26 protein-coding genes are annotated in these 26,855 nt (G+C 68.6%); 11 read left to right on the forward strand and 15 right to left on the reverse strand.

Annotation, left to right across the window (positions count from 1 at the left end; genetic code table 11):
• Positions 1-229 precede the first annotated feature (229 nt).
• Together ACV22Z_RS31590 and otsA are read left to right on the forward strand one after the other, a co-directional pair.
• Entirely contained in the window at positions 230-2,014 is a 1,785-nt protein-coding gene (locus ACV22Z_RS31590) for an adenosylcobalamin-dependent ribonucleoside-diphosphate reductase (RefSeq protein WP_448080166.1), read from the forward strand.
• Positions 2,015-2,275: 261 nt separating this feature from the next.
• Entirely contained in the window at positions 2,276-3,682 is a 1,407-nt protein-coding gene (otsA, locus tag ACV22Z_RS31595) for an alpha,alpha-trehalose-phosphate synthase (UDP-forming) (RefSeq protein ID WP_448080167.1), read from the forward strand.
• A gap of 29 nt (positions 3,683-3,711) precedes the next feature.
• On the opposite strand, the gene ACV22Z_RS31600 is transcribed toward otsA, so the two are convergent.
• From ACV22Z_RS31600 to ACV22Z_RS31610, 3 genes are all read right to left on the reverse strand, one after another.
• Positions 3,712-4,179: an OsmC family protein gene (locus ACV22Z_RS31600; RefSeq protein ID WP_448080168.1), complete on the reverse strand. Its 468-nt coding sequence runs from the start codon at positions 4,177-4,179 to the stop codon at positions 3,712-3,714.
• Between the two features lie 120 nt (positions 4,180-4,299).
• Positions 4,300-6,267: an ATP-dependent zinc metalloprotease FtsH gene (ftsH, locus tag ACV22Z_RS31605; RefSeq protein ID WP_448080169.1), complete on the reverse strand. Its 1,968-nt coding sequence runs from the start codon at positions 6,265-6,267 to the stop codon at positions 4,300-4,302.
• A gap of 46 nt (positions 6,268-6,313) precedes the next feature.
• Positions 6,314-6,823: a BCAM0308 family protein gene (locus tag ACV22Z_RS31610; RefSeq protein ID WP_448080170.1), complete on the reverse strand. Its 510-nt coding sequence runs from the start codon at positions 6,821-6,823 to the stop codon at positions 6,314-6,316.
• Between the two features lie 470 nt (positions 6,824-7,293).
• Here ACV22Z_RS31610 and ACV22Z_RS31615 point away from each other — a divergent pair, with 470 nt between their 5' ends.
• A complete protein-coding gene (locus ACV22Z_RS31615) occupies positions 7,294-8,973 on the forward strand; it encodes an acid phosphatase (protein ID WP_448080171.1) in 1,680 nt (559 codons plus the stop codon).
• A 184-nt stretch (positions 8,974-9,157) separates the two neighbouring features.
• Here the strand turns inward: ACV22Z_RS31615 and ACV22Z_RS31620 are convergent, their stop codons facing one another.
• Both ACV22Z_RS31620 and ACV22Z_RS31625 read right to left on the reverse strand, forming a co-directional pair.
• Positions 9,158-10,654, reverse strand: coding sequence for an FAD-dependent oxidoreductase (locus tag ACV22Z_RS31620; RefSeq protein ID WP_448080172.1), 1,497 nt, complete (start codon positions 10,652-10,654; stop codon positions 9,158-9,160).
• A 140-nt stretch (positions 10,655-10,794) separates the two neighbouring features.
• Positions 10,795-11,004: a hypothetical protein gene (locus ACV22Z_RS31625; RefSeq protein WP_448080173.1), complete on the reverse strand. Its 210-nt coding sequence runs from the start codon at positions 11,002-11,004 to the stop codon at positions 10,795-10,797.
• A gap of 453 nt (positions 11,005-11,457) precedes the next feature.
• Here ACV22Z_RS31625 and ACV22Z_RS31630 point away from each other — a divergent pair, with 453 nt between their 5' ends.
• The 5 genes from ACV22Z_RS31630 to ACV22Z_RS31650 all read left to right on the forward strand — a co-directional run bounded on the left by ACV22Z_RS31630 (position 11,458) and on the right by ACV22Z_RS31650 (position 14,743).
• Positions 11,458-11,874, forward strand: a complete 417-nt coding sequence (locus tag ACV22Z_RS31630) for a nuclear transport factor 2 family protein (RefSeq protein WP_448080174.1) — start codon at positions 11,458-11,460, stop codon at positions 11,872-11,874.
• A gap of 3 nt (positions 11,875-11,877) precedes the next feature.
• Entirely contained in the window at positions 11,878-12,090 is a 213-nt protein-coding gene (locus ACV22Z_RS31635) for an SDR family NAD(P)-dependent oxidoreductase (RefSeq protein WP_448080175.1), read from the forward strand.
• A gap of 38 nt (positions 12,091-12,128) precedes the next feature.
• The gene (locus ACV22Z_RS31640; RefSeq protein WP_448080176.1) at positions 12,129-12,887 is read left to right on the forward strand and encodes an SDR family oxidoreductase; all 759 of its coding nucleotides are present in this window, start codon (positions 12,129-12,131) and stop codon (positions 12,885-12,887) included.
• Between the two features lie 40 nt (positions 12,888-12,927).
• Positions 12,928-13,761 carry an SDR family NAD(P)-dependent oxidoreductase gene (locus ACV22Z_RS31645; RefSeq protein ID WP_448080214.1) on the forward strand — a complete coding sequence of 278 codons (834 nt, stop codon included), beginning with the start codon at positions 12,928-12,930 and terminating at the stop codon, positions 13,759-13,761.
• Between the two features lie 73 nt (positions 13,762-13,834).
• On the forward strand, positions 13,835-14,743 hold the full coding sequence (locus ACV22Z_RS31650; protein ID WP_448080177.1) for an NAD-dependent epimerase/dehydratase family protein: 909 nt from the start codon (positions 13,835-13,837) through the stop codon (positions 14,741-14,743).
• A 150-nt stretch (positions 14,744-14,893) separates the two neighbouring features.
• Here ACV22Z_RS31650 and ACV22Z_RS31655 read toward each other — a convergent pair whose 3' ends face one another.
• From ACV22Z_RS31655 to ACV22Z_RS31675, 5 genes are all read right to left on the reverse strand, one after another.
• Positions 14,894-16,759: a phosphoenolpyruvate carboxykinase (GTP) gene (locus ACV22Z_RS31655; RefSeq protein ID WP_448080178.1), complete on the reverse strand. Its 1,866-nt coding sequence runs from the start codon at positions 16,757-16,759 to the stop codon at positions 14,894-14,896.
• Between the two features lie 534 nt (positions 16,760-17,293).
• Entirely contained in the window at positions 17,294-18,070 is a 777-nt protein-coding gene (locus ACV22Z_RS31660; protein ID WP_448080179.1) for a glucose 1-dehydrogenase, read from the reverse strand.
• A gap of 122 nt (positions 18,071-18,192) precedes the next feature.
• On the reverse strand, positions 18,193-18,948 hold the full coding sequence (locus ACV22Z_RS31665) for an SDR family NAD(P)-dependent oxidoreductase (protein WP_448080180.1): 756 nt from the start codon (positions 18,946-18,948) through the stop codon (positions 18,193-18,195).
• A gap of 20 nt (positions 18,949-18,968) precedes the next feature.
• Positions 18,969-19,835 carry an SDR family NAD(P)-dependent oxidoreductase gene (locus tag ACV22Z_RS31670; protein ID WP_448080181.1) on the reverse strand — a complete coding sequence of 289 codons (867 nt, stop codon included), beginning with the start codon at positions 19,833-19,835 and terminating at the stop codon, positions 18,969-18,971.
• Positions 19,836-19,911: 76 nt separating this feature from the next.
• Positions 19,912-20,412 carry a nuclear transport factor 2 family protein gene (locus tag ACV22Z_RS31675; protein ID WP_448080182.1) on the reverse strand — a complete coding sequence of 167 codons (501 nt, stop codon included), beginning with the start codon at positions 20,410-20,412 and terminating at the stop codon, positions 19,912-19,914.
• Positions 20,413-20,798: 386 nt separating this feature from the next.
• On the opposite strand from ACV22Z_RS31675, the gene ACV22Z_RS31680 reads away from it, so the two are divergent.
• The 3 genes from ACV22Z_RS31680 to ACV22Z_RS31690 all read left to right on the forward strand — a co-directional run bounded on the left by ACV22Z_RS31680 (position 20,799) and on the right by ACV22Z_RS31690 (position 22,758).
• Positions 20,799-21,296: a nuclear transport factor 2 family protein gene (locus ACV22Z_RS31680; protein WP_448080183.1), complete on the forward strand. Its 498-nt coding sequence runs from the start codon at positions 20,799-20,801 to the stop codon at positions 21,294-21,296.
• A gap of 100 nt (positions 21,297-21,396) precedes the next feature.
• Positions 21,397-22,113, forward strand: a complete 717-nt coding sequence (locus tag ACV22Z_RS31685) for an EthD domain-containing protein (protein ID WP_448080184.1) — start codon at positions 21,397-21,399, stop codon at positions 22,111-22,113.
• Between the two features lie 390 nt (positions 22,114-22,503).
• Positions 22,504-22,758, forward strand: coding sequence for a hypothetical protein (locus ACV22Z_RS31690; protein WP_448080185.1), 255 nt, complete (start codon positions 22,504-22,506; stop codon positions 22,756-22,758).
• Between the two features lie 132 nt (positions 22,759-22,890).
• On the opposite strand, the gene ACV22Z_RS31695 is transcribed toward ACV22Z_RS31690, so the two are convergent.
• Genes ACV22Z_RS31695 through ACV22Z_RS31715 form a run of 5 tightly spaced genes read right to left on the reverse strand, consistent with a single transcriptional unit; the run spans position 22,891 to position 26,672 of the window.
• Complete coding sequence (locus ACV22Z_RS31695) at positions 22,891-23,715, reverse strand: SDR family NAD(P)-dependent oxidoreductase (RefSeq protein WP_448080186.1); 825 nt, start codon at positions 23,713-23,715, stop codon at positions 22,891-22,893.
• A 2-nt stretch (positions 23,716-23,717) separates the two neighbouring features.
• Complete coding sequence (locus tag ACV22Z_RS31700; RefSeq protein WP_448080187.1) at positions 23,718-24,593, reverse strand: SDR family NAD(P)-dependent oxidoreductase; 876 nt, start codon at positions 24,591-24,593, stop codon at positions 23,718-23,720.
• Between the two features lie 55 nt (positions 24,594-24,648).
• Positions 24,649-25,641 carry an NADP-dependent oxidoreductase gene (locus tag ACV22Z_RS31705; protein ID WP_448080188.1) on the reverse strand — a complete coding sequence of 331 codons (993 nt, stop codon included), beginning with the start codon at positions 25,639-25,641 and terminating at the stop codon, positions 24,649-24,651.
• A 37-nt stretch (positions 25,642-25,678) separates the two neighbouring features.
• Positions 25,679-26,338 carry a Dabb family protein gene (locus tag ACV22Z_RS31710; RefSeq protein WP_448080189.1) on the reverse strand — a complete coding sequence of 220 codons (660 nt, stop codon included), beginning with the start codon at positions 26,336-26,338 and terminating at the stop codon, positions 25,679-25,681.
• The gene (locus tag ACV22Z_RS31715) at positions 26,328-26,672 is read right to left on the reverse strand and encodes a hypothetical protein (protein ID WP_448080190.1); all 345 of its coding nucleotides are present in this window, start codon (positions 26,670-26,672) and stop codon (positions 26,328-26,330) included. The genes ACV22Z_RS31710 and ACV22Z_RS31715 overlap by 11 nt, the downstream gene beginning before the upstream one ends.
• Positions 26,673-26,855 lie beyond the last annotated feature (183 nt).

The raw sequence follows: 26,855 nt of genomic DNA on the forward strand, positions 1-26,855 counted from the left end.
TCCGACGAACGCGCTGTTGCAACGACGCGCGCACTGACGTGGAGCGTCTGCCGACACTTCACATCACGCCGATTCATCGCACCGGCGCCCCGTTCGATCGCTGCACGCACGGCTTGTCGAGCCGACATCCGATCCGCCATTCTTCCTACCGTGGACGAATTGCGTTTAATCAAAAATGGCGTTTGCGCGCTTCGTAAAGTGTCCTTATCGCACGCATGAAAGCGCCGCCATGGACGAACAGCCGGTATGTGCCGCAGTGCTCGCCGATCGCTATGCGCGTGGGGGCGAGACGACGCGCACCGCAGTATTCCGGCGCGTCGCGCATGCGCTTGCGCTCGCCGAGCCGATGACGTCGCGCGCGCGCGTCGAGCAGCAGTTCTATCGCAACATGCAGCGCGGCGCGATCGGCGCGGGCCGCATCATGGCGAACGCGGGCGCAGGCCCGGACGGCACGATGGTGAACTGCTTCGTGCATCCGGTCGCGATGCCCGACGACGCGTCGGTCATGGCCGTGCATGCGGCGCTTGCGCGGGCGCTCGACGAAGCGCGCATCACGTTGCTGATGGGCGGCGGCGTCGGCTACGATTTTTCGTCGCTGCCGCCCGCGGCGGCCTACGAGCGGCGTGGCCCCGATACGCCCGACGTATGCGCGGCGATCGACCGCTTCGACCTGCTGTGCCGCGCATTGCCGTACCAGGGGCCGCGGCACGGCGCGCAAATGGCGGTACTGCGCTGCGACCATCCGGACATCGTCGCGTTCGTCGGCGCGAAGCGCGGCCGGCGGTGCTGGCCGACGTTCAACCTGTCGGTCGGCGTGACCGACGCGTTCATGGAAGCGGTCGCGGACAACCTGCCGTGGATCCTGCGTCATCGCGTGCCGCCGTGCGCGCCGTCGTGCACGCAAACGGTGCTGCCGGACGGCAACTGGGTCTACGCAACGTTGCCGGCGCGCGCGCTGTGGCGCGTGATCGTGAACGAGGCGCGCGACAGTTCCGAACCGGGGCTGCTGTTTCTCGACACGATCGGCGCGGCCGATTCGCTGCGCGCGCGCGAGCGCATCGATGCGACGAATCCGTGCGGCGAGCAGCCGCTGCCCGCCTACGGCAGTTGCGTGCTCGGGCCGATCGACCTGTCGCGGCTCGTGCGCCATCCGTTCGGCATCGACGGCGAGCCGCATTTCGATTTCGCGACGCTCGCCGACGAGGCGCGCGTGCTGGTGCGCATGCTCGACAACGTGATCGACCTGACGGTCTGGCCGCTCGCGGCGCATGCGCGCGAAGCCCACGAAAAGCGGCGCATCGGCATCGGCGTGACGGGGCTCGCCGATGCGCTGGCGATGCTGCGGCTGCGCTACGACAGCGGCGCCGCGCGGATGGTCGCGCGCGAGATCGCGCTGACGATGCGCCAGCACGCGTTCTCCGCATCGGCGTCGCTCGCCGCCGAGCGCGGCGTGTTTCCCGCGTACGATCCCGCCGATTATCTCGACAGCACCGCGCATCGCGCGCCGCTGCCGCTCGCGGTGCGCCAGGCGATTGCCCGTCACGGGCTGCGCAACAGTCATCTGCTGTCGTTCGCGCCGGCGGGCAGCGTGAGTCTCGCGTTCGGCGACAACTGCTCGCACGGCATCGAGCCCGCGATCGACTGGGTGCAGCGCCGCCACGTGCGCACCGGCGACAACCACGTGCATGCGATTCGTGCGGAGAATCATGCGTACCGGCTGTTCCGGCAACTGCACGGCGATCACGCGCCGCTGCCCGACTACTTCGTGAAGGCCGGCGACATCGATCCGGCCGATCACGTGTCGATGCTCGCCGCGTTGCAGCCGTGCGTCGACGCGGCGATCTCGAAGACCGTCAACGTCGACCGGCGCTGCTCGCTCGCGCAGGTCGACGCGCTGTTCTTCGCCGCATGGCGCGAACGCCTGAAAGGCATCACGATCTTCCGTCCCGATCCGTCGTTCGCGTCGGTGATCGTCGGCGGCATCGCCGGGCAAACGGAGACGCACGCGTGTTGAACGTCACCGCGCATCGGTGCGCATTGGCACCGACGCCGCGTATACATCGCAGGATTCGAGTAACCCCATGCACGATGCAGGCTTTTAAAACCGATGAATGCCGAGTATCCTAAAAAAAGCACTCCCGATCGGGCGGCGGGTCGCGCGCCTTGACACCTGTCCGATCATTGCGGCCCCGTCGTGCGCGATTGCGCCGACGGCGGCAACTTTCGCGCCGCATGGCCGCACAAGTCCCTTCCCCACAATTCGTCAGGAGAGCTGGTGAGCCGTCTCGTCGTCGTATCGAATCGCATCGCAGATCCACGCAAAGCCGCTGCCGGCGGGCTCGCCGTTGCCGTGAAGGACAGCCTGCAGGAAACCGGCGGCGTATGGTTCGGCTGGAGCGGACGGTTGCGTGGCGAAGGCGATACGCCCGGGCGCAGCGACGACGTGCAGTTGCAGAATGTCGGCGGGATCCTGCTCGCGACGATCGATCTCGATCCGCAGGATTACGACGCGTACTACCTCGGCTACTCGAACAACGTGCTGTGGCCGGTCTTCCACTACCGGCTCGATCTCGCGCAATTCGACCGACGTTTCGCTGACGGCTATCGCCGCGTGAACCAGCTCTTTGCGCGCAAGCTGCGCACGCTGCTGCGGCCCGACGACGTGCTGTGGGTGCACGATTACCAGCTGATTCCGCTCGCGGCCGAATTGCGTGCGATGGGCTGCATGAACCCGATCGGCTTCTTCCTGCACATTCCGATGCCGCCGCCGCCGATCATGGCGGCGATCCCGGAGCACGAATGGCTGATGCGCTCGCTGTTCGCGTACGACCTCGTCGGCTTCCAGACCGAAGCGGACCTGCTGCACTTCGAGCATTACGTCGAAGCGGAAGCCGGCGCCGCGCGCCTGCCCGACGGGCGGCTGCACGCGTTCGGCCGCACGTTGTCGGCGGGCGCGTTTCCGATCGGCATCAACGTCGACGAATTCGCGTCGCTCGCGGGCGATCGCGACGGCATCGCGATGTTCGAGCGGATGCGCGACGAGTATTCGCGCCGCCAGCTGCTCGTCGGCGTCGATCGTCTCGACTATACGAAGGGGCTGCCGCAGCGCGTGCACGCATTTCGCCAGCTGCTCGAACAGTATCCGGAAAACCGCAACCGCGCGACGCTGATCCAGATTGCCGCGCCGAGCCGCGAGGATCTCGGCGCGTATGACGATTTGCGGCGCGAGATGGACAGCCTGTGCGGCGCGATCAACGGCGATTACGGCGAGCTCGAATGGATGCCGATGCGCTACATCCACCGCACCGTCGCGCGCCGGCGGCTGCCGGGCCTGTATCGCGCGAGCCGAGTCGCGCTCGTCACGCCGCTGCGCGACGGCATGAATCTCGTCGCGAAGGAATTCCTCGCCGCGCAGGACGACACCGATCCGGGCGTGCTCGTGCTGTCACGGTTCGCCGGCGCGGCCGAGCAGCTGAAGGATGCGCTGCTCGTCAATCCTTACGATACGCAAGGCACCGCGCAGGCGATCCAGCGCGCGCTCGCGATGTCGCTCGACGAGCGGCGCCAGCGTCACTCGGCGTTGATGGCGACCGTGCGCAAGTTCGACGTGCACTGGTGGCGCACGCGCTTTCTCGACGCGCTCGCCGAGGCGTCCGAGGCCGCGGCGGCCACGCAGCCATGAAGCAGCCGTGATGCAGCCCTGAAGCGCGCTCAAAGGCTCGTCTGCACGTCCGCGAGGATCGCGCCGTTCACGTCGCACACGTCGACCGACACAGGTATGCCCGTGCGCACGCTTTCGGTGACGACGCACAGCGCGTCGAACTGCTCGAGTGCGCGCGACGCCAGCGCGAGATCGGCCCACGGTTTGCCGATCATCAGCCGCACTGCCATTCCGCCGACGCGCACGCGTCCGGTTTCGCTCTGCACCATGTCGACGTCGATCTGCGCGGTGACCGGCTGCGGATCGGTGTTGTTTTTCTCGAGCGCGAACAACAGGCTCGCGGCGAGACAGTTCGCAACCGACGCGGCCAGCAGGCGGACCGGATTCGGTCCCTCGCCCCGCCCGAGCGGCAATGGCTCGTCGGTCAGCATGACAGGCAGGTCCGTGCCGGGAAACCGGACCTCGAATCGGTAACGGTCGCGTTGTGCGACTTCGACCGACACACGCTCTTCGCTCATGGCGACTCCGTCGGAAAAAGGGGGATAGGCGAGCCGACGCGCCGGATGCCGATCGATTCTTCGCACGGCGGCGCGCGCGGTGCAATCGGCATTTTCCGGGCTTGATCCGGTGAATGATCGTCAGCGGTCAGGTTTGCGCGGCGCGTCGTAGGTCATCAGGTCATGCACATCGGCGCGCGCGCCATCGGGCCCGCTCGTCGCGGCGCCCTGCTGCGCTTCCGCGTCGGCCGCAGCGCGGCGTGGCAAGTCGGCAGGCGGCGCGATCAGCCCCTGCAATTCGTCGCGTTCGAGCACTTCGCACTCGAGCAGGCGGCGCGCGATCCGTTCGAGCGCATCGCGGCGCTCGCCGAGCGTCGCGGCAACCCGTGCATGCGCGTCCCCGAGCAGCGCGCGCACCTCGTCGTCGATCAGCTTCGCCGTGTGCTCGCTGCAGCGGCCGTCGCTCGGCTGCCAGCCGGGCATCCCCGCGCGCGGTGCGGCATCGTCGAACGTCGCGAGGCCGATGGTCTGGCTCATCCCGTACTGCGTGACCATGTGCCGCGCCATCGCGGTCGCGCGTTCGAGGTCGTTCTGCGCGCCGGTCGACACGTCGCCGAACACGAGCTCTTCGGCAACCCGCCCGCCGAGCAGCGCGTCGAGCCGGTCGAGCAGCTCGCTCTTGCGCAGCACGTAGCGATCCTCGGTCGGCACCTGCTGCGTGAAGCCGAGCGCCGCGACGCCGCGCGGAATGATCGATACCTTCTTGACCGGATCGCAATGCGTGCGGCTTTGCGCGACGAGCGCGTGGCCGGCCTCGTGATACGCGATCGTCACCTTCTCCTGTTCGTTCATCACGCGGCTCTTGCGCTCCATGCCCGTCATCGCACGGTCGATCGCCTCGTCGAAGTCGGCCATCTCGATGGCCGGCTTGCCGAGTTCGGCTGCATGCAGCGCGGCCTCGTTGACGATGTTCGCGAGATCCGCGCCGACGAACCCCGGCGTGCGCGATGCCAGCTCGGCGAGATCGACGCCGGATGAGAGCTTCACGTGCTTCACGTGCACGCCGAGGATCTGCTTGCGGCCGCCCAGGTCGGGCCGGTCGATCGCGATGTGCCGGTCGAAACGCCCCGGGCGCAGCAGCGCCGGATCGAGGATCTCGGGCCGGTTGGTCGCGGCCATGATGATCACGCCGGAATTGGCCTGGAAGCCGTCCATCTCGACGAGCAGCTGGTTGAGCGTCTGTTCGCGCTCGTCGTTGCCCGACATCATGCCGACGCCGCGCACCTTGCCGAGCGCATCGAGCTCGTCGACGAACACGATGCACGGCGCCTTCTGCTGCGCCTGCTCGAACAGGTCGCGCACGCGTGCCGCGCCGACGCCGACGAACATCTCGACGAACGCCGATCCGCTGATCGAGAAGAACGGCACGGCGGCCTCGCCGGCGACCGCGCGGGCGAGCAGCGTCTTGCCGGTGCCCGGCGCGCCGACGATCAGCACGCCCTTCGGGATCTTGCCGCCGAGCCGGCTGTAGCGTTCCGGATTGCGCAGGAACGCGACGAGCTGCTGCAGTTCGGCCTTCGCCTCGTCGATGCCGGCGATGTCGTCGAATGTGATGCCGGTGGCCTGCTGCACGTACACGCGCGCCTGGCTCTTGCCCATGCCGCTGAAGTCCTGCAGCCCGCCGCGCCGCCGCAGCATCATGTTCCAGATGAAGATGAAGCCGATCAGCGGCAGCACCCACGACGCGAGCGACGCGAGCCAGCCGGTGTCCGGCGTGCCGTGATAGCGGATGCCGGCGGCCGTCAGCGTGTCGATCAGGTGGTCGTCCGTCACGCGGTTCGTCGTGAAGCGCCACGGTGCGCCGCCCTCCTTCACGACTGCCGTCTCGGACGCCGGCAGCAGCGCGGCCGCCTGAGGCATCCGCAGCGTGCCGGAGATCGACACCGGACTGATCTCGAGATCGTCGACGAGCCGTGCGGTGACGAGCTGGTGGAAATCGCTGTACGCGATCGACGTCGACGCGGGGTGCAGCATCAGCAACTGCACCGCGAACAGCACGAAGAAGCCGATCGCGATCAGCAGTCCCGGATAGTCGAATTTCCTGTCCATGGCATCGGGCCGGACACGCGGGCGCGGCGTCGTACGCTCCGTGCGCTCATGCGTCCGCGCGCTTCCATTCGGCGCGCAGCATCCCTTCGCCGTCCGGGTAATGCAGCGTCAGCTTGCCGTGGTGCGCGCGCACCATCGCCTTGCCGAGCCGCCGGAGCATGTGCACGCCGGTCGTGCGCACGGTCATCGACGCATCCCCGTCATCGATTTCCATGATCCGTTCGAGCGGGTGCGCACGGGTTTCGTCGTCCGCCTGATTGTTGAGCAGCGCGAGGATGTCCGCGCGGCGGCGCTCGACGTACGGGCCGCTCAGGGTCAGTTCGCCGGCCGGCGCGCGATCTTCGGTGCGCTTGCAGGCCGGACACTGTTGCGCCTTTGCGTCGTCCGGCGCTGCGTGCCAGGTCCAGCGTCCGTCGTCGTACGATGCGCCGCACGTCGTGCAGCGGGTCGCGGTCTTGAGCCGCTTCGGCGCGTGATAGCTGTCGTCGGTATGGGCGGGCGGCCGCTGGTCGCGCCGCAGGGCCGACTGCATCGGAGTGGAGTTCGAGTGGTTCATCGTCGCCTCGTTTCGTCAAATGAATGGGCGCTTGCGCGTTCGCGCGGTCATGCGCGGGCCCGCGAACCGCGCGCGCCGTCAACCAACTCTCTCGTGCCGCATCGTGGTCCCGCCTGCGCGGTTCCACGTGACCCACACGGCGGCGCGGCGGCCGGCGGCTTCACCGGCTCGCGCGCGACGCCACGCGGTTCGCGCAGCCGGTGGCGCCTGGCAGCCGGCGCCATCGGAGCGCGCGCACGCGGCTCGTAAATCCAGTCTAGCTCGCTGCCGCGCGTCTCGCAGCGCTGTGCGCGGCGCTGTTTTGTCCGACCTGTTCCATTGACCCCGACCCTCATCGCGCTATAGTCGCGTTCGTGACATTTTCATGACAAATTGGCGCGCGCCGCGATCGGTGTCACCATCGGCGGCACCCGCGCCGACCTGCCACGCATTCGACGACCATCCACCCGCTCATCCGAGGAGCCCACGACGTGAACGAGACCCCTGACCGGCCCGACGACCTCCCCGACGATCCCGACCGCCGCCGCGTGCTCGGCGGCATCGCCGCGCTCGGCGCGAGCGTTGCCGGCGTTGCGCTCGCCGGCTGCGAAAGCACGCGATCGGCCAGCGCGGCGCCGCGCTCCGAGGCCGATCTCCGGCTCGACGACGCGCTGCGCCATCACGTGCGCAACATCGTCGTGATCTATGCGGAGAACCGCAGCTTCGCGAACCTGTACGGCGATTTCCCCGGCGTGCAGACGCCGTTGAGCACGGTATCGCGCGAGCATGCGCAGCAGCTCGACCGCGACGGCAAGACGCCGCTGCCGGTGCTGCCGAAGATCTGGGGTGGGCTCGTGCCGCTGGCGCAGGAGGTCGACGGCCGCCGCTACATGATTGCCGAGCATGACATCGAGAAGCTGCCGAACGCGCCGTTCCTGATCGGCGACTCGCACGGCAAGCCGCTGCCGAACGGCGTGATCACGCGCGACCTGTGGCACCGCTTCTACCAGAACCAGATGCAGATCAACGCGGGCCGCAACGACCAGTTCGCCGCGTGGGCCGATTCGGGCGGCCTCGTAATGGGGCATTACCGGAATTCGGCGGACACGCTGCGGCTGTGGAAGCTCGCACAGGAATTCACGCTTTGCGACAATTTCTTCATGGCGGCTTTCGGCGGCTCGTGGCTCAACCACATGTTCCTGATTTCCGCGCAGGCGCCGCTGTATCCGGACGCGCACAAGCATCCGCAAGCGGCGAAGCTGCTGTCGGCCGTCGAAGGCGACGACCCGGCCGGCACGCGCCTGAAGCTGGCGGCCGATTCGCCGGCGTCCGCGCTCGACGGCCCGCCGAAGTTCGCGCGCGACAACCCGCTCACGCCCGACGGCTACGGCGTGAACACGATGGCGCCGCCGTATCAGCCGAGCTATGTGCCGCCGCCCGAGAACGGCAACCCGACCTATGCCGATCCGGCCGATCACCGCGTGCTGCCGCCGCAGGCATATGCGACGATCGGCGACCGGCTGTCGGACAAGGGCGTCGACTGGGCGTGGTACAGCGGCGCGTGGCAATTCGCGCTCGAGCATCGCGACACCGGCACCGTGCCCGATTTCCAGTATCACCATCAGCCGTTCAATTACTTCGTCAAGTACGCGCCCGGCACCGACGCGCGACGCCGCCACCTGCGCGACGCGCGGCTCGGCGACGATCCGTCGACCAACCGCTTCCTCGCCGACATCGATGCGGGCCGCCTGCCTGCGGTCACGTTCTACAAGCCGCAGGGCAACCTGAACATGCACGCGGGCTATGCGGATGTCGAATCGGGCGACCGGCACATCGCGACCGTGATCGAGCACATCCGGCGCGGGCCGCAATGGGCAAACACGGTGATCGTGATGACGCACGACGAGAACGGCGGCTGGTGGGATCCCGTCGCGCCGCCGACGGGCGACCGCTGGGGCCCCGGCTCGCGGATTCCGGCGCTCGTGATCGCGCCGTTCGCGAAGAAGGGCTACGTGGACCACACGATGTACGACACGAACTCGATCCTGCGCTTCATCAGCCGCGTGCACGGGCTCGCGCCGCTCGACGGCGTGATGGCGCGCGACCGGGCGTTCGCCGCGCGCGGACAGATGCCGCCGGGGGATCTGACGAACGCGCTCGATATCGGTTGAGCGCGACGGAAACGACGGCGCGACCGATCGCGCTCGCCGTCGTTTCCTCGTCCTTTCTGCGTGGTTTCCTCGTCGCTTCCCCTTGCCTGCCGCAGCCGCCGATCAGGCCGTCGTCGTCATCGCGGCGGCGTCCTGCCGATGCGCCGGCGGTGAACGGACGTCGTGTCGGGGGCCGGCAGCCCGGCTACGCGGCATCCTTCAGCGTGGCGCGGTCCTCACGCGCCGCGTGACGCCCCGCTTGCCGCCCGAAGAACGTCGCGTCCGCGAGCGACAGCCCCGAACTGTACCCGGCGCCCCAGCGCGGCAAGCCGCACGTCGTGCGGCCGGCCGCGTACAGGCCGCGCACCGGCGTGCGCGTCGCGTCGACGACTTGCCCGGTCGGCAGCGTGTCGAGCCCGCCGAGCGTGAAATGCGGATAGAACGCGTAGTCGATCCGGCAGTCGAGCGCGACGAACGGCGGCTCGTTCAGCGGCTTCAGCCATTTCGCGGCCTTGTGGAACAGCGGATCGACGCCTTGCGCCGCATGGCGGTTGTAGACGTGGACGGTCGCGGTCAGCGTGCCGGCCGGCATCTGCAGATCGCGCTCGACCTCTTCCCAGGTTTCGCCGGCCGCCGCGATGCCGATCCGCGCAATCGCGGGTGGTTCCTGATAGCTCGCCTGGTCGACGAGCAGGTAGATCCGGTCGCCGGGCTGCTGGAACGCGTGCTGGCCCGTGCGGCCGTGATAGCCGTCCTCGTTGACGAAGCGCTGCCCGCGTTCGTTGACGAAAATCCCGTTGATCAGCGATTCCGGCGCATAGAACGGCAGGCTGACGAACGCCTGGTCCATGTGGATCGCCACGCCGCCCGCGCTCACGCCCAGCAGGATGCCCGCGCCGTCGTCGCCGGGGCTGCCGATCGGATCGGCCGAGCGCAGCAGCAGCGGCGCGTGGCGGCGCACCATGTCGCGGTTCATCGCGAAACCGCCCGCGCACAGGATCACCGCGCGCCGCGCGCGCACGAACGCGGTCTCGCCATACGCGCGCAGCACCGCGCCGCACACGTCACCGGCATCGTCGACGATCAGCGCGAGCGCGCGCGTGTCGTAGCGCGTCGCGACGCCGAGCGCCTGCACGCGTTCGGCCAGCACGTTCATCAGCATCTGGCCGCCGCCCCAGCCCGGCCATTGCGGCGTGTGGCCGCGCGGGCACGGCTTCGCGGCCTCGCTGAACGGCCAGGCCTCCTCGCTGCCGGACCAGATCAGGCAGTCGTCGGTTTCCGGCTCGACGATCCGCTCGGCGATGAACGTGTTCTTGTACGTGAGCCCCTGCGCGACGAGCCAGTCGTGATGCGCGAGGCTCTCGTTCGCGTACGCGCGCACCTTTGCCTCGTCCGCGTCGCGGCCACCTGCGAGCATCAGGTAGCGGAACAGGTCCTCCGTGTCGTCGCGAAAGCCGGCCTGCCGCTGCGCGGGCGTGCCGCCGCTGCCGCCGAGGTAGATCTCGCCGCCCGACAGCGCGCTCGTGCCGCCGTAGCTCGACGCGCGTTCGACGATCAGCGTGTCGGCGCCGGCGCTTGCGGCTTCGATCGCCGCGCACGCGCCGGCCGCGCCGAAGCCGACGATCACGACGTCGTGATCGGCATCCCAATGGCGCACGTCACGGAGGTTCAGGGGGCGGGTCAGCGAGTATTCGGAGGACATGGGGAGAGAGGCTGCGTGAAGGAAGTCGACGGGGCCGACGATTGAACGAATGCGGAACCCTGCCCGGCGGCGGCGCCGCTCACGGGCAGTCGAACGGGCGCGCGGCGGTGCGCGCCGCCTGCCCGTGCGTTGCGCAGCGGTCACATGCCGCGCAGCGCGGCGAACCCGAAGTGCGCAGGATCGATCGGCACGCAGCCGGTCGGCAAGCCGTTCGCGTCGACCGAGCGGCACTGCAGGGTGCCCTGCGCATACGGCGGCGGCGCCGTCTCGTCGGCCGCGTAATGTGCCATCGCGATGGCGGCGAGCGTGCCTGCGGCGAGTGCGCCCAGCATGCGATTCGTCAGTCTCATGATCGTCCCCTCCAGATGCGCCGTGTGTGCGGTCTCGGGTCCGGCACGGCTGGCGCCGCTCCGGATGACTGCACGGTAGCGGCCGGCAGCGCGGCGGCCATCGTCCGTTTCGACTAAGGGCAAACACGGAGCGGCTGAGGCCGCGCATGACGCGTCGCAGCATCGATCGTGAGCGGAAGGTTCGTCGTCGCGTTGAAGCGCAGCATCGGTGCGGCCAAGCGCCCGCCGGGCGTGTGCAAGCGCGTTGCTGCGCCGCGGGATGAGTGCGTGCTGCAGAGCGGGCCTCGCGCTTTCCCGGAGCCGGCTCCGTGTTTTCCCGGGGCCGGTCCCTGCTCCGTATGGGTGATGAATCCCGTCCGCCCGGATGCGAACCTGCGCATCGCCATGCGGCCGCATCCGACGTTTCGCCGTGGCTGCGCGGCCACCTTCTCCGTCCTTTCACGGGAGTCCGGCATGACCGATTCGAATCCCCGTCACGCGCTGCACGAACTCGCCTGCCGCTATGCGCAGGCGGTCGACCGGCGCGACTGGCGGCAGCTCGCCGCCCTCTTCACCCCCGACGCGCGTCTCGCCGGCCCCGGCTTCGCGTTCGGCGACCGCGACGCGATCGTCGCCGGGATGGGCGCGATCTCGCGCTACGACACGACCCAGCACCATGTGCACAACCAGCTCGTCACGCTCGACGGCGGCGAGGCGGCCGTCGAGACGTACGGTGTCGCGTGCCATGTGTATGTGCGCGACGGCGTGAAGCGCAAGCTCGACTGGGGGCTGCGCTATCACGATCGCTGCGTGTTCGACGGCGGCGCATGGCGCTTCGCCGCGCGCACGCTGCACGTCGATTGGGCGCAGGACCTGCCGCTGGAGGGCTGACCGATGCGCGCTTCTCTTCCCGCCTCTCTTCCGCTCGACGGCAAGACCGCGCTGGTGACGGGCGGCTCGTCCGGCATCGGTGCGGCCAGCGCACGCGCGCTGCTCGCCGACGGCGCGTCCGTCGTGCTGATGGGCCGCCGCCGCGACGCGCTCGACCGCGCGCAGCGGCAGCTGACCGACGCGGTGAAGGCCGGCCGCGCGCCCGGTCTTGCATGAGCCGTTCTTCCCTTTCATACACAGGAATCCCTCCGACCATGAATCGAGTCGCAAACAAGGTCGCGCTGATCACCGGCGCGGCGAGCGGCGTCGGCCGCGCGGATGCGCTGCTGCTTGCAGCCGAAGGCGCGCGCGTCGTGCTCACCGACATCAACGAGGACGCGGGCCACGCGCTCGCACGCGAGATCGGCGACGCGGCGCTGTTCGTGCGCCACGACATCGCCGACGAAGACGGCTGGCAACAGGCGATCGCGGCAACGCTCGCGCGCTTCGGCCGGCTCGACGTGCTGGTCAACAACGCGGCGATCTGTCCGGTCGGCACGATCGAGGAGACGAGCCTCGATACGTGGCGGCGCGTAATGCGCACCAACGCGGACGGCTATTTCCTCGGCTGCAAGTACGCGATCGACGCAATGAAGCACAACACGACGCAGGGCTCGATCGTGATGATGTCGTCGGTCGCCGCGCTCGGCGGCCTGCCGATGATGTGCGCATACACGGGTTCGAAAGGCGCGGTGACGGCGCTCACGCGCAGCGTCGCCGCGCACTGCAAGCGCAGCGGCTACCGCATCCGCTGCAACTCGATCCACCCGGACGGGATCTGGACGCCGATGACGCAGGCGCTCGTGCCCGATCTCGACCCGGCGACGCTCGGCATCGGCCATGACCCGATGGCGCGGATGTGCGATCCGCAGGACGTCGCGAATCTCGTGCTGTTCCTCGCGTCGGACGAATCGCGTTTCGTGAACGGCGCGGAACTGCGGATCGACAACGCTCAACTGATCTCGTCGCTGTGACGCGGCGCGTGCGACTTGTTTTCGGAGGGATATTCAGATGATTGATATGACCGGCAAGACCGTGCTGATCACCGGCGGCGGCGCGGGCATCGGCCGCGCGTGCGCGCAAGCGTTCGGCGCGGCGGGCGCGCGGGTCGCGATCGCGGAAATCGATGCCGCCCGCGCGCAGGACGTGCGGCACATGCTGGAGGCGGCGGGCGTCGAAGCGCTCGTCGAAGTCGTCGACGTCACGCGTGGCGACCAGGTCGACGCGTTCGCGAAAACGATCGACGCGCGCTTCGGCGGTCTCGACGTGCTCGTGAACAACGTTGGCGATTTCCTGCAGATCGCGAAACCGTTCGACGACTACACGGACGACGATATCGCGCGGCTGTTCGACGTGAACCTGCGGCAGGTGTTCGTCGTCACGCGCGCGATGCTGCCGCTGCTGCGGCGGCGGGGCGCCGGCGGCAGCATCGTCAGCGTGTCGTCGATCGAAGGGTTCCGTGCGATTCCGAACTGTGCGGTGTACGCGTCGTTCAAGGCCGCGCTGACCGGCTTCACGAAAAGCCTCGCGCTCGAACTCGGGCCGGCGGGAATCCGCGTGAACGAGATCGCGCCCGAAACGACCGAGACCCCTCAAGTGCCGGTCAAGCTGATGATCGCGGCCGAACATCACGCGCACATTCCGCGCTGGATTCCGCTCGGCCGCTTTGGCGAAGCGGGCGACGTCGCGGGCTCGGCACTGTTCCTCGCGAGCCCGCTCGCATCGTGGATCACGGGCACGACGCTGCACGTCGACGGCGGCGCGCTCGCGGCGGCCGGCTGGTACCGCGACCCGAACGGCTTCTGGACCAACGTCCCGGTCGTCACCGGCAACGGCTTCAACTTCTGAGCGGGCACGTGCCCGCTTCCACGCTCATGTACTGAAAAAGGCGTTTCGCGAGCGAATCGTCATCGGAGACATCATGAACATTCTCGTCATCGGCGGCACCGGCCTCATCGGCGGCCACGCCGCGCTCTACCTGCGCGAGCAGGGCAACACCGTCACGCTCGCCGCGCGCAAGCCGGCCGCGGCCGGCAGCGCGCTCGCGTCGTTCGACGTGCTGCAGCGTGACTATGTCGCGGGCAATTTCACGCGCGACGATCTCGCGCGCTTCGACGCAATCGTGTTCGCGGCCGGCAACGACATCCGCCACCTGCCGCCCGGCACCGACGAAGCCGCGCACTGGGAGCGCGCGAACGTCGAGGCCGTGCCGCGCTTCTTCGCGCTCGCGCGCGACGCGGGCGTGAAGAAAGCGGTGCTCGTCGGCAGCTTCTATCCGCAGGTCGCGCCGGAACTCGTCGACACGGTGCCGTACGTGCGCTCGCGCCATCTCGCGGACGAACGCGTGCGCGCGCTGGCGACACCGGATTTTTCGGTGTGCAGCGCCAATGCGCCGTTCGTCGTCGGGTCGGTGCCGGGGCTGCGCAACGAGATGTTCGCCGCGTACACGGGCTATGCGGAAGGCAAGCTCGCAGGATTGCCCGTCTACGGGCCGGCGGGCGGCAGCAATTTCATCTCGACGCAATCGCTATCCGAAGCGATCTGGGGCGCGCTGCAGCGCGGCGAATCGGGCAAGGCATACCTCGTCGGCGACGAGAACCTGAGCTTCGCCGATTACTTCGCGGCGTTCTTCCGCGCGGCCGGCCATCCGCAGCCTGTGCCGTCGCTCGATCAGGCGCATCCGCTGCTGCCTGACATCGCGATCTACACGGGGCGCGGCAACGTGGTGTCGTACGACCCGGATCCCGCCGATCTCGCGGTGCTGCGCTACCGGCGCGGCGACGTGCAGCGCGCGGTCGACGAGGTCGTCGCACATTGCCGCGCGCAGTGAGCGGCTGCGCGCGTGGCGCTTGCCGTGAATGCCTGCGGTGAACCGCGCGCACAAAAAAACGTCCCGCGCCGGCATGGCGGCCGACGCGGGACGTCGATGACAGCGCGCCGGGAAAACCGGCGCTCAGCCTAACGTCAGGTCAGGCACGGGTCATTCGCTGACGCGCTGCTCGATCTTCTTCATCGTGTCGAGCAGCTCGGCCGGCAGGCGCAGCTTCAGCGTGTCGAACAGCTCCGCATGCAGCTTCAGTTCGTCGCGCCATTCGGCAGGATCCATCGACGTGACGGCATCGAACTGCGCGCGCGTGAAATCGAGCCCGTCCCAATGCAGGTCGTCGTACGCGGGCGACACGCCGAACGCGTGCTCGGTGCCGCCGCCGTTGCCTTCGAGACGATCGAGCATCCACTTCATCACGCGCATGTTCTCGCCGAAACCCGGCCACACGAACTTGCCGTTCGCGTCCTTGCGGAACCAGTTCACGCAGTAGATCTTCGGCAGCGCGGCGCCGCTTGCCGCGAGTTGCTCGCCCATCTTCAGCCAGTGGCCGAAATAGTCGCTCATGTTGTAGCCGCAGAACGGCAGCATCGCGAACGGGTCGCGGCGCACGATGCCCTGCTGGCCGACCGCGGCGGCGGTCGTTTCCGAGCCCATCGTCGCGGCCATGTACACGCCTTCGACCCAGTCGCGCGCTTCGGTCACGAGCGGCACGGTCGTCGAGCGGCGGCCGCCGAAGATGAACGCATCGATCGCCACGCCGGCCGGGTTTTCCCAGTCGCCGTCGATCGACGGGCATTGCGCAGCCGGCGCGGTGAAGCGCGAGTTCGGATGCGCGGCCTTGCGGCCGGTTTCCTTGGCCGTTTCCGGCGTCCACGGGTTGCCCTGCCAGTCGGTCAGCTTCGCCGGCGGCGTGTCGGTCAGCCCTTCCCACCAGACGTCGCCGTCCTCGGTGAGCGCGACGTTCGTGAAGATCACGTTTTCCTTCAGCGTCGAGATCGCGTTCGGGTTGGTCTTCACGCCGGTGCCGGGCGCGACGCCGAAGAAGCCCGCTTCCGGATTGATCGCGTAAAGGCGGCCGTCGCGGCCGGGCTTGATCCACGCGATGTCGTCGCCGATCGTCGTGACCTTCCATCCGTCGAAGCCCTTCGGCGGAATCAGCATCGCGAAGTTGGTCTTGCCGCACGCGGACGGGAATGCCGCCGCGACGTGATACTTCTTGCCGGCCGGCGACGTCACGCCGAGGATCAGCATGTGCTCGGCGAGCCAGCCCTGGTCGCGGCCCATCGTCGACGCGATGCGCAGCGCGAAGCACTTCTTGCCGAGCAGCGCATTGCCGCCGTAACCCGAGCCGAAGCTCCAGATCTCGCGCGTTTCCGGGAAATGCACGATGTACTTGACCGGGTTGCACGGCCACGGCACGTCCTGCTGTCCGGCTTCGAGCGGATGGCCGACGCTGTGCACGCACGGCACGAACGGGCCGTCTTCGCCGAGCACCTCATACACGTCGCGGCCCATGCGCGTCATGATCCGCATGTTCACCGCGACGTACGGGCTGTCGGACAGCTCGACGCCGACATGCGCGATCGGCGAGCCGATCGGACCCATCGAGAACGGCACGACATACAGCGTGCGGCCGCGCATCGCGCCGCGGAACAGCCCGTCGAGCGTCGAGCGCATCTCGTCCGGCGCGATCCAGTTGTTGGTCGGTCCGACGTCGTCGCGCGACGCGGTGCAGATGAACGTGCGGTCCTCGACGCGCGCGACGTCCGACGGATCGGACTGCGCGAGATACGAATTGGGGCGCTTCGCCGGATTGAGGCGCTTCAGCGTCCCTTGCTCGACCATCGCCTGGCACAGCGCGTCGTATTCGGCTTGCGAACCGTCGCACCACACGACGCGGTCGGGTTCGGTCAGTGCGGCGATGCGCGTCACCCAGTCGATCAGCCCGCGGTGCTTGACGAAAGCCGGCGGAGCGATCTGCGGGCCGTGTGTCGCTTCGGCCGTGGTATTTGGCTGCATGAGGATGTCTCCAGATTTATTGGGCGGGGATGGGGGAAGCGGGACGGGCCCGCGAGATGGATAAGCTGATCGGGAGACAGGTCGCAGCGGCGAGCGCGCGCAGGACGTAACGCGCGAGCGGCGCGCGTGTCGGAGCCGTGATGCGGGCGAGAGGATGGTGTGTCTCGTTAGAGTGTGCGAACGCGTGTTTCGCCATGCATGCAACCTGACGTACCAACTACATGACGGCCAGCATACCATCGCCAATGCCGCGCTGGCGTTGCGTTGCAGCAAGCATCACGCGTGCCGGCGGACCGGCACGCGTGATGCTTGCGCGTAATTTTTACCCGCGCGCGGCGGGCGCCACGCGCGCCGGAGCGGCGCAGCACGCCGTCCGGCAAGGGTTTCGCGGAAGCGGCAGATTCGGCGGCGCGACACGACGCGCAACGAACGTGCCCGCTTTTCGCGCATATTCACGTTTTCGCTACTGCGGCAAACCCTGAATTAGGTTGCGTACACAAACATCTGATGTGAGCGCGTGAAAAGCGTCACCGCTCAGAACGGCGCGCCCGGCAATCCGGGGTAATACGCGCCCGCGGCCATCCCGCCGTCGACCGCCAGTTCCGCACCGTTGCAGTACGACGCTTCATCGCTCGCGAGGAACAGCGTCGCGCGCGCGATTTCGTCGGGCAGCCCGACGCGCTGCAGCGGCACGTGCGTGTAGTTCTTGTTGACTTCGTCGAGCGGTGCGCCAGTCGGGTTCGACATCGCGGTGTTCACGCCGCCCGGATGGATCGAGTTTACGCGCACGCCCTGGTGGCCCAGTTCGAGTGCCGCGACCTTCGTGAGCCCGCGTACGCCCCACTTGCTCGACACGTACGCGGCGAGCGCATTGACGCCGCGCAGCCCGTCCACCGACGAGATGTTGACGATCGAGCCGCTTTTCTGCGCGATCATCCGTGGCGCAACCGTGCGGATGCCGACGAACGTGCCGACCAGGTTGATCGACACCGCGCGTTCGAAATCGCGCTTCGACAGCTCGGTGATGCCGCCGAACATCAGTACGGCCGCGTTGTTGACGAGCACGTCGATGCGGCCGAACTGCTCGGCGGTCGCATCGGCGACGCGTTCCCAGTTCGCTTCGTCGGCGACGTCGAGCCGCATGAAGCGTGCGGCGTCGCCGAGTTCGCGCGCGAGCGCCACGCCCTCCGCTTCGAGCACGTCGGCAATCACGACGCGCGCGCCTTCCGCGACGAACAGCCTGCATGTCGCCGCGCCCATCCCGCGTGCGCCGCCGGTGACGATTGCTACCTTTCCTTCCAGTCGAGCCATGTTGTCCTCTTTTCCTTTCGTCGATACGCCGGCGTATCGCGCTCGGACGCGCGCAGCCGGACCTGCTGATCGCCGCGCAGCCCGCGCCACGCGAAGTCATCCCGGATAGTCATTCCTGATAGTCAACCCCAATACGCCTGCCCGCCGTCGAGCGGCAGCGTCGCGCCGGTCAGGTACGCGGCGTCGCGGCTCGCGAGAAACACGATCGCGCGGCCGATGTCCTGTTCGCAGTCGCCGACGCGGCCGAGCGGTATCGTCCGGAAGAACGCGGCTGCTTCCTGCGGATTCGCGTCGACCCAACCCTTCAGCCCGGGCGACAGCGCATGCGGCGCGACGGCGTTCACGCGAATGCCGTCGGCGCCCCACTCGCACGCAGCCGCGCGCGTCAGCGCACGGATCGCTTCCTTGGTCGCCGCATACGCGCCGTAGCCGGACGCATCCCAGCGCACCGCGGCCGACGACGCGAAATTGACGATCACGCCGTCGCCCTTCAGGTGCGGGTGGCACGCGCGCATCATCCGCAGCGTCGCGATCGGGCCCGATTCGAGCCCCGCGACAAACGCGTCGTCGGTCACGTCGAGCAAGCGGCCGAGCGGCACGACCTGCGCGTTGTTGATCAGGATCTGCACGCCGCCGTAGCAGGCGACGACGTCTTCGACGCAGTTCGCGATCTGGCCGCCGTCCATCACGTCGCAGACGAACGGCTCGGCGACCCCGCCGCGCGCGCGGATCGCGTCGCACGTTGCGAGCAGCTTGTCGCGCGTGCGGCCAACCACCGCAATCCGTGCGCCTTCGGCCGCGAGCGAATGTGCGACGCCTTGACCGACACCCTGCCCCGCGCCCGTGACGAGCGCGACCTTGTCTTTCAGGATGCCCATGTGCGTGCCTTCCGTGGCCATTACGCGACGATCGCCGGATGCGCCTGCACGGGCCCGCCGAGCAGGTCCCGATACGAAGGCGGCTGCTTGCCGTCGAGATCGGCGATCCCGTACTTCAGCGCTGCTTCCGCGCCGACCAGCACCTGTCCCGACAGCGACATGCGCTCGGGGTCTTCATGAATCGCATGAATCACGCGGCCCGTGAATTCCGGGCTCTCGGCGACGAGCGAGAACTCCTTGTACAGGTCCGGGTGTTCTTCCCACACGCGCGTCGTGCGCTCGGTGCGCAGCGGCCCCATCCAGATCGACACGGCCGCGACGTCGAACGGCTTCAGGTCGACGGCCATGTCCTTCGCGAACTTGTCGACACCGACCTTCTGCGCGCCATAGGCGGCGCCATGCATGTAGCAGCTCGCGCCAAATGACGACGTGAACGCGATCAGCCCGCTGCGGCGCTTCGCCATCAGCGGCGCTGCGTGCCAGCTCGCGACGTACGCGGAGCGCAGGCCGACGTCGAGGATGTTCACGAGATCGAGTGACTTTTCCCAGAACGGGCCCGGCAGGATCAGCTGGTCGTGCAGGCAGGTCGCGTTGTTGACGAGGATGTCGAGCCGCCCGCTTTCGCGCTCGACGCGCTCGAACAGCGCCTTGACCTGCGCGTCGTCCGTGTGATCGCACGGCACCGCGATACCGCGGCCGCCGAGCGCATCGATCTCGCGCGCGGTTTCATGGATCGTGCCGGGCAGCGGTGCGTCGCCTTCGCGCTGCGAGCGGCCCGTCACGTAGACGGTCGCGCCTGCCGCGCCGAGCGCGCGCGCGATGCCCTTGCCCGCGCCACGCGATGCGCCTGTCACGACGGCGACCAGCGTGTCGTTGTTCTGTGTCATGTTCGGTGTCTCCTGTTCGATGCTGTGCGACGGAACGTCGATGAGGAATGCGCGATGCCCGGCAAATTGCGGCGCATCAAGCGGCCGGCGGCTGCGCGCCGGCGAACAGCACGCCCGCCGCATCGCCTTCGTAGCGCGCGGACAGTGTCGACGTCACGACGCAACGTGTCGCGGCGATCTTCCATTCGCCGTCGACCTTTCGGTATTCGTCGTCGTAGTACGCGCCGAGCTGCGTGAGCGTGCGCGCGTTCGTGTCGATCATCTGGTAATGCAGGCCCCACGTGCCGCGCGCACGTGTGTCGTCGAGCACTGTGATGTCCGGGTTGACGCCGTGATGCATCTCGACGATGTGCGGATGGCAGCCGAGCCGCTCGAACACGTCGACGAGCGCGTCGCGATGCGCGAACACGCCGATCCGGCCGTAGTCGATGTGCACGGTGCCGGGCGCGAAGCAGTCGCGCATTCCCTGCGGATCTTTACGGTCGCAGCTCGTGAAATAGCGCGCTTTCAGGCGGCGGATCGCGTCGGCGTCCTCGAGCCTGCGCAGCCGTGCCTCCAGTTGTTCGATGGACGTCATGCTGTCTCCTTGGTGTGGACGCAGGCCGGTGCGGTGCGTCGATGCCAAGGTACAGGCGCCATGCCGGGCGGCCATCACCCGTTCGGATGAAACGACCGTTTCCCGGCTGGCGAGCCCGGGCGGCCTCGTCTCGCCGGCCACGCGTTGGTGGCCTTACCTCGACGGTCGCACCTGGGCGGTCCGACCTTGCCCCGACCTCACCTGGGTGGCCCCACCTTGCCGGCCGCACCAGGGCGACCCCACTTCGCCGGCCGCACCAGGGCGACCCCACTTCGCCGGCCCCCGCCCAGGCAGCCCCACCTCGCCGGCCACGATCATCCAATCAGACGATGTAATGCGGCGGCGTTCGTTCCTACCATCCGTCGATACCACCACGAGGCGCGGCGATGGACGACACGACCCGGATGCTCCACGAATTCGAGCAGATCCGTCAGCTGAAATACCGGTACTTCCGCGCGGTCGACACACACGACTGGGCGTTGCTCGCGCAATGCCTGACGGCGGACTGCAGCGCGCGCCTGTACGGCGGCAAGTACGCCTATGACGGTCGCGACGCGTTCGTGTCGAACCTGCGGGCGCTGATCGGCAAGCCGACGTTCCTGACGATGCATCACGGCCATCACCCGGAGCTGATGCTCGTCGCGCCCGATCGCGCACACGGCGTGTGGTTTCTCGAGGATCACGCGATCAATCTCGACGACGACTGGCTGCTGCACGGCACCGCGTTCTACAACGACGACTACGTGAAGCGGGATGGCGTGTGGCGCATCCATGCGACGCATCACGAGCGGCTGTTCGAGAGCGTGACGTCGCCGATTCCGCCATCGTTCACGCTGACCGCGAACCGCTTCGCGCCCGCCGCGCAGCCGGACGCCGCGCACTGAACCCGGCGGCGCAGCCGGACATCCGGCACTGTACCGGCAGCGCAGCTGCCGATCCTGTGATTCCCGTCATTCCTGTCATCCCCAACCTGGAGCCCGAGCAATGGAGAAAGTCATTTACGTGTTGTGGCGCGACGCGCAAGCCGCGCCCGATCAATGGAGCCGCATGGTGCGCGCGCAGCTCGCGGACAAGCTGCTGTCGCTCGGTGCGCACGGCGTGCAGGTCAACGTCGCCGACGCGGACGTCGCGCCTGCCGCCGCGCTGAAGCAGGTCAATACGCATCCGGGCATCGACGGAATCGCGGCCGTCTGGATCGACAGCGCGAACCCGATGTTCCGCCAGCCGTTCGACGACGCGGTGCGCGCGGTCGCGCCGCACATGGCCGCGTATCTCGTCACCGAATCTCAGCCGATTCCGAACACGCGCTTTCCGGCACGGCCCGGCGAGCGCACCAGCGGGTTTGCGCAGCTCGCGTTCCTGAAGCGGCCGCCGCGCCTCACGCACGAAGCGTGGCTCGACGTGTGGCACGGTCATCACACGCGCGTCGCGATCGACACGCAGGACAACTTCCAGTACGTGCAGAACGTCGTCGTGCGTGCGCTCACGCATGCGGCGCCCGGTTACGACGCGATCGTCGAGGAATGCTTTCCGGCCGCGGCGATGACGGATCCATACGCGTTCTTCGATGCGGTCGGCGACGAAGAGAAGTTCCAGCGCAATGTTGCCGAGATGATGGACAGCTGCGCGCGCTTCATCGACTTCGACAAGATCGACGTGGTGCCGACGAGTCAGTACGTCGTGAAAGCGGTGCGTGGCTGATGCGGGCGCCGGGCGGTGTGCGGTTCGGCGTCCACAGGTTTCGTACGACGGGCGGAACACGCTCGGCATGGTGCCGACGGGCCGGTGCAGCGTGAAGGCAACGTACGCCGGACGGGGGTGCTGTCCGGTGTCCTTCGGCCGACAGGCAGATCGCAGGCAGGCGTTCGCTGCAGATCACTGGCGTTGTCATCGGCTGACGCGATGCGGCGAGTCGGGCGCGGCATCGCAGATAGCTGCACGCCGCCGTTTCGATGCCAGAAGCATCACCCGTGCCCGGCTCGCAGCTAATATGCCGTCAGGCGCGCAACGTCATACCTTCACGCGGCGTTAAGTTTTGCGAACTAGACTGAATGAGTTGTCTCACGCAGTGTTGTCGCGAAAGGAGTCGCCATGAACAAGCACGCGATCGCCGCCGTCCTTGCGGCCGTTTCCCTTTCGGCGTTCGCTCAATCGGGCGCGCCGTTCTCCGGTTCCCCGGTCCCAGCGTCCCCGCACGCCGCCGGCGCACAAACGGCGCAGCGCATGCCAGGCACGCTGCCTTCGGCTGGCGGTTTCATCCTCGCAAAGATTGATCAGAACAATACGCCGCCCGATCGCGGCGGCGACCCGAGCGGAAGACAGCATTCTTCGGGCACGAAGATGTAAGTGGCGATCTCGCCGGCCGCATCCGTTGAACGGCCGGCGCGCGGGACGATGCACGTATGAAAGGACACGCCCGCGGGGCGCAGCAGCGCACCCCGCGGGCGTGTGGCTGCGCGTGTTCGCGCATGCCTCCCGTCAGAACGACGGCAGCGATGGATCGCGCGCGGCCAGTATGTCGTCCGTGCGCCGCTGGAGCGCACCGTCGATCGTCTCCGGTTGCGGAATCAGCCAGAAACGCCCTTCGCGAACCCCGTCGAACACACGCTCGGCGAACTGGTCGGGCGTGAGCCCGTGCGCGTTCAGCATCCCGCGCATCGTGTCGACGAACCCGCGTACCGCCGGGCGATCGTGCGCGTCGCCGAACGGATCGTTGAAAATCCCGGTCTGCACCGGCCCGGGCGCGAGCAACGACACGCCCACTGGCGCCCCGAGCATCTTCAGTTCCCCGTACAGCGATTCGGTCAGCGCGACCACCGCGAACTTGGTCGCCGAGTAAGGCGACATCAGCGGGCTCGGCAGGAACCCGCCGACCGATGCGGTGTTCACGATGCGCGCCGGCACGTTGCGCGCGAGCATGCGCGGCACGAAGCTGCGGATGCCGTTCAGCACGCCGTGCACGTTGAGCGCGAAGCACTGTTCGAACCGTTCCGGCGTGATTTCCCAGCTGAAGCCGGTGGCCATCACGCCCGCGTTGTTGAACAGCAGGTCGACGCCGCCGAAGCGTTGCCACGCGGCGTCCGCGAGCGCGTCGACCGCGTCCGGCCGGCTGACGTCGGTCGGCACGCACAACACGTCAGTGTCGAGCGTCGCGGCAAACGCGTCGAGCCTGGCCGGATCGAGGTCGGCCAGCACGACGCGCATGCCTAGTTTCGCGGCATGGCGCGCGAGGCCGCTGCCGATGCCGCTGGCCGCGCCGGTGATCACGGCGGTGCCGCCGTCGAAGCGAAGCGATGCCGTCACGGTCAGTTTCCTTCGGGGTTGATGTGCGGATGCGCGTACGCGGGAATCGCGGGCGGCGGCAACGGCGTGCGGCCGTCGAGCGAACGCACCGCGAGTTCGTGCGCGAGCGGAAAGTGCAGGCTGTGCGCAATCACGCCGGTGCGCTCGCGCGCGGGCAGCCGGCACAGCGCAAGCGCGGTTTCGGCCAGGTACGCGACGTCTTCGGTCGGATAGCCTTCCGGGATGTAGCGGGCCGCCCCCGGCGTGCGGATCGCGGTACTCGGCGCGACGAGGTTCACCGCGATCCCGTCCGGTTCGAGCTCGGCCGCGAGCCCCTGCGTGAAGCGCGACAGCGCGGCCTTGACTGCCGCATAGACGGTCGCGCCGCCCGCGCGCGAGAAGTCGTCGAACGGCCGCAGCGGCGGCAGCGCCGTGACCGACCCGACGTTCACGATCCAGCCCGCGCCGCGCGCGCGCATCAGCGGGATCGCCGCCTGCGCGAGCGCGAACGGGATGCGCAGATAGTGCTCGATCGTCGTGTCGAACATCGCCATCGGCATCGTCTCGACACGTTCGTAGTCGGCCACGCCCGCGTTGTTGACGAGGATGTCGAGCCCGCCGGCGGCGTCGGCCGCGCGCGCGACGAGCGTGTCGCGCTCGGCAGCGTTCGACAGGTCGGCCGCAAGCGGAATCGCGCGGCCGCCCGCCTGTTCGATCAGCGCGACGGTTTCGGCGAGCGTGCCCGCGACGCTCGCCGATTGCGAGAGGCTGCGCGCCGTCACCACGACGGTCGCGCCTTCGGACGCGAGGCGCTGCGCGATCGCGCGGCCGATGCCGCGGCTCGCGCCGGTGACGAGCGCGGCTTTGCCCGCGAGTGCCTGGGTTCGGGTGTCGGTCATCTTGTCTCCTTGTGTACGTCGATGGGTTGGGTTCGATTGGTCCGGTTCGATCCGATCAGCCAGCGATATCCGCAACGTGCAGCACCAGCTTGCTTTTCGCGTCACCCGATTGAACGAGATCCAGCGCCCGTGCGGCCTGTTCGAGCGGCAGGCGTTCGAAGTGCGGCACGCGCAGCCGTCCATCGGCGAGCTGCGCGGCAATCTTGCCGAGCCGCTCGCCGCTCGGCATGCGGCTGAAGGTCATCGCGGTGCGCAGGCCGCGCCGGTCCGCTTCCGCCGCAATCGCGGCGAGCCGCGCGGCGTCGTCGGCGGCGAGCGTCATGATGCTGGCGAGCGTGCCGCCCGGCGCCAGCAGGTCTAGCGCGCGCGGCAGCGTGCCGTTGCCGACCGCGTCGAGCACGAGATCGACGCCGCCGGGCGCCCACGCGCGTACCGCGTCGTGCACGTCCTGCGCGCGGTAGTCGATGCTGCATGCGCAGCCGAGCGATTCGACCGTCGGACGGTTTGCCGCGCTGCAGGTCGCGGCCACCTCGGCGCCCGCGCGGGCCGCGAGCTGGATCGCGAACGTGCCCACCGCGCCTGCGCCGCCGTGGACCAGTACCTTCTGGCCGGGCTGCAGTCCGCCGTCGTCGAACAGGCCGGCCCACGCGGCGAGCGCCGGGGTCGGCACCGTCGCCGCTTCCGCGAAGCCGAGCGTGTCGGGCAGGCGCACGACCGAGTCGTGACGCACGGACGCGTATTCCGCATACGCGCCCCACTTCCCCGCGCCGACGTCCGTCTGCGCGAACACGCGCATGCCGGGTGTGAACCCGTCGACGCCCGCGCCGACCGCTTCGACGACGCCCGCGACGTCGAAGCCGATCACGAACGGGAACGTGTACTGCATGAACGCGCCGAGGTAGCCTTCCCGGCATTTCCAGTCGGCCGGGTTGACGCCCGCGTACGCGACGCGGATCAGCACGTCGCCGGGGCCCGGTTCGGGTGTCGGCACATCGGCCAGTCGCAACGCATCCGAATGACCGACGCGGTCGATCAGCATGGCTCGCATTGTGGTGTCTCCTTCTGTTGTCTGTTTCGGGGTATGTCTAATCGTCCGATAATTTCCGCTGCGCAATCGGCCCGGCGTCGGCCAGGAGGCTCGACGCCAGCGGGCAGAACGCATGCGAAATCGCGTCGACTGTCCAGTCGGGATGCTCGGCGTCGAACCAGCGGTCGACCCAGCCCCAGTGGAACGGATGCAGCAGGTATTCGCCGAGCAGGTCGTCGACGCGCGCGAACTCCTGGTGCCATACGTGCGTCCATCCGCCGGGCGCGGCGACCCGGCTCAGGCGCCAGTTGCGGATGCCCGGCATGCAGGCCGGCATCCGCAGCAGGTCGCGTTCGAGCGCCGCAACCTGTGCGCCGGTGGCCTGTGCGCGAGTGCGCAGCATCAGCGTGCGCCAGACACCGTCGCGCAGGGCCGGCTCGCGCACGCCGCCGCCGAGTGCGCGGCACGTGGCGGCATCGATGCGCGCGATGCCCGGTAGCGCCGCGAGATCGGCGGATACGGATTCGAGGTCCGGCGCGTCGTCTTCGCGAAGCAGATCGAGCGTGTAGGCGCCGGCGCCCCAACTGCCTTCGAGGTTGCGCGACAGATGCGCGCGGCGCACGCCGGGCAGCGCGTTCACGTGATCGTGCAGCGTGCGGTCGAGCGCGCGGGCATCGGTGTCCGCGGCGACAAATACCTGAGCCGTGTCATGCCGCATGGCCGACCTCCGGAACGAACGGCAGCGGTGCATCGGCGTCGGTCATCACGTGCCGGCGCCGTGCGTCGCAGAGCGCGTCGACGCCGGCCCAGAACGCGACCACGTCGGCGTTCGTCAGCGCACGCATCCGGTAGTAGGCCGGCGCGTCCGCGACCTGCCACGACAGCCACAGCGTGCTGGGCTGTCCGGCAATCGCCACCGGCGGCGACACCCAGCGGCCGAGCGCCGTCAGCCCGCGTGCCGCGTGGCTCGGCAGGTAGCGCTCGCGCAGCAGCGCGAGCACGTCAGGTATGCGCTCGGGCGCGAGCGTGATTTCGTCGAGGATCTGGATCATTCGTGTGTTTTCCCGAGGGCGTTCGTTGCGGTATCTCTGCTATCGTGGCCCGAATCGCGGCAAGCGGCGCAGGCGTGCAGCCGCGACTACGCCGTTCGAGCGAGGCCGCGTGCGGCAGATATGGCTACGATTCTTGCGTGATGCCGGCGGGTCGACCCCTACCCATTCGCTCAACGACCGCTA

Source organism: Burkholderia sp. PU8-34, from assembly GCF_053427725.1.

Coding starts and splice junctions, on each gene's coding strand:
- ACV22Z_RS31640 (WP_448080176.1), top strand. CDS start 12,129: ATGAATCGAGTCGCAAACAAGGTCGCGCTGATCACCGGCGCGGCGAGC.
- ftsH (WP_448080169.1), bottom strand. CDS start 6,267: ATGGACAGGAAATTCGACTATCCGGGACTGCTGATCGCGATCGGCTTC.
- ACV22Z_RS31660 (WP_448080179.1), bottom strand. CDS start 18,070: ATGGCTCGACTGGAAGGAAAGGTAGCAATCGTCACCGGCGGCGCACGC.
- ACV22Z_RS31590 (WP_448080166.1), top strand. CDS start 230: ATGGACGAACAGCCGGTATGTGCCGCAGTGCTCGCCGATCGCTATGCG.
- ACV22Z_RS31680 (WP_448080183.1), top strand. CDS start 20,799: ATGGACGACACGACCCGGATGCTCCACGAATTCGAGCAGATCCGTCAG.
- ACV22Z_RS31625 (WP_448080173.1), bottom strand. CDS start 11,004: ATGAGACTGACGAATCGCATGCTGGGCGCACTCGCCGCAGGCACGCTC.
- ACV22Z_RS31650 (WP_448080177.1), top strand. CDS start 13,835: ATGAACATTCTCGTCATCGGCGGCACCGGCCTCATCGGCGGCCACGCC.
- ACV22Z_RS31655 (WP_448080178.1), bottom strand. CDS start 16,759: ATGCAGCCAAATACCACGGCCGAAGCGACACACGGCCCGCAGATCGCT.
- ACV22Z_RS31710 (WP_448080189.1), bottom strand. CDS start 26,338: ATGCGGCATGACACGGCTCAGGTATTTGTCGCCGCGGACACCGATGCC.
- ACV22Z_RS31670 (WP_448080181.1), bottom strand. CDS start 19,835: ATGACACAGAACAACGACACGCTGGTCGCCGTCGTGACAGGCGCATCG.
- ACV22Z_RS31635 (WP_448080175.1), top strand. CDS start 11,878: ATGCGCGCTTCTCTTCCCGCCTCTCTTCCGCTCGACGGCAAGACCGCG.
- ACV22Z_RS31715 (WP_448080190.1), bottom strand. CDS start 26,672: ATGATCCAGATCCTCGACGAAATCACGCTCGCGCCCGAGCGCATACCT.
- ACV22Z_RS31675 (WP_448080182.1), bottom strand. CDS start 20,412: ATGACGTCCATCGAACAACTGGAGGCACGGCTGCGCAGGCTCGAGGAC.
- ACV22Z_RS31685 (WP_448080184.1), top strand. CDS start 21,397: ATGGAGAAAGTCATTTACGTGTTGTGGCGCGACGCGCAAGCCGCGCCC.
- ACV22Z_RS31705 (WP_448080188.1), bottom strand. CDS start 25,641: ATGCGAGCCATGCTGATCGACCGCGTCGGTCATTCGGATGCGTTGCGA.
- ACV22Z_RS31690 (WP_448080185.1), top strand. CDS start 22,504: ATGAACAAGCACGCGATCGCCGCCGTCCTTGCGGCCGTTTCCCTTTCG.
- ACV22Z_RS31665 (WP_448080180.1), bottom strand. CDS start 18,948: ATGGGCATCCTGAAAGACAAGGTCGCGCTCGTCACGGGCGCGGGGCAG.
- ACV22Z_RS31600 (WP_448080168.1), bottom strand. CDS start 4,179: ATGAGCGAAGAGCGTGTGTCGGTCGAAGTCGCACAACGCGACCGTTAC.
- ACV22Z_RS31700 (WP_448080187.1), bottom strand. CDS start 24,593: ATGACCGACACCCGAACCCAGGCACTCGCGGGCAAAGCCGCGCTCGTC.
- ACV22Z_RS31630 (WP_448080174.1), top strand. CDS start 11,458: ATGACCGATTCGAATCCCCGTCACGCGCTGCACGAACTCGCCTGCCGC.
- ACV22Z_RS31610 (WP_448080170.1), bottom strand. CDS start 6,823: ATGAACCACTCGAACTCCACTCCGATGCAGTCGGCCCTGCGGCGCGAC.
- ACV22Z_RS31620 (WP_448080172.1), bottom strand. CDS start 10,654: ATGTCCTCCGAATACTCGCTGACCCGCCCCCTGAACCTCCGTGACGTG.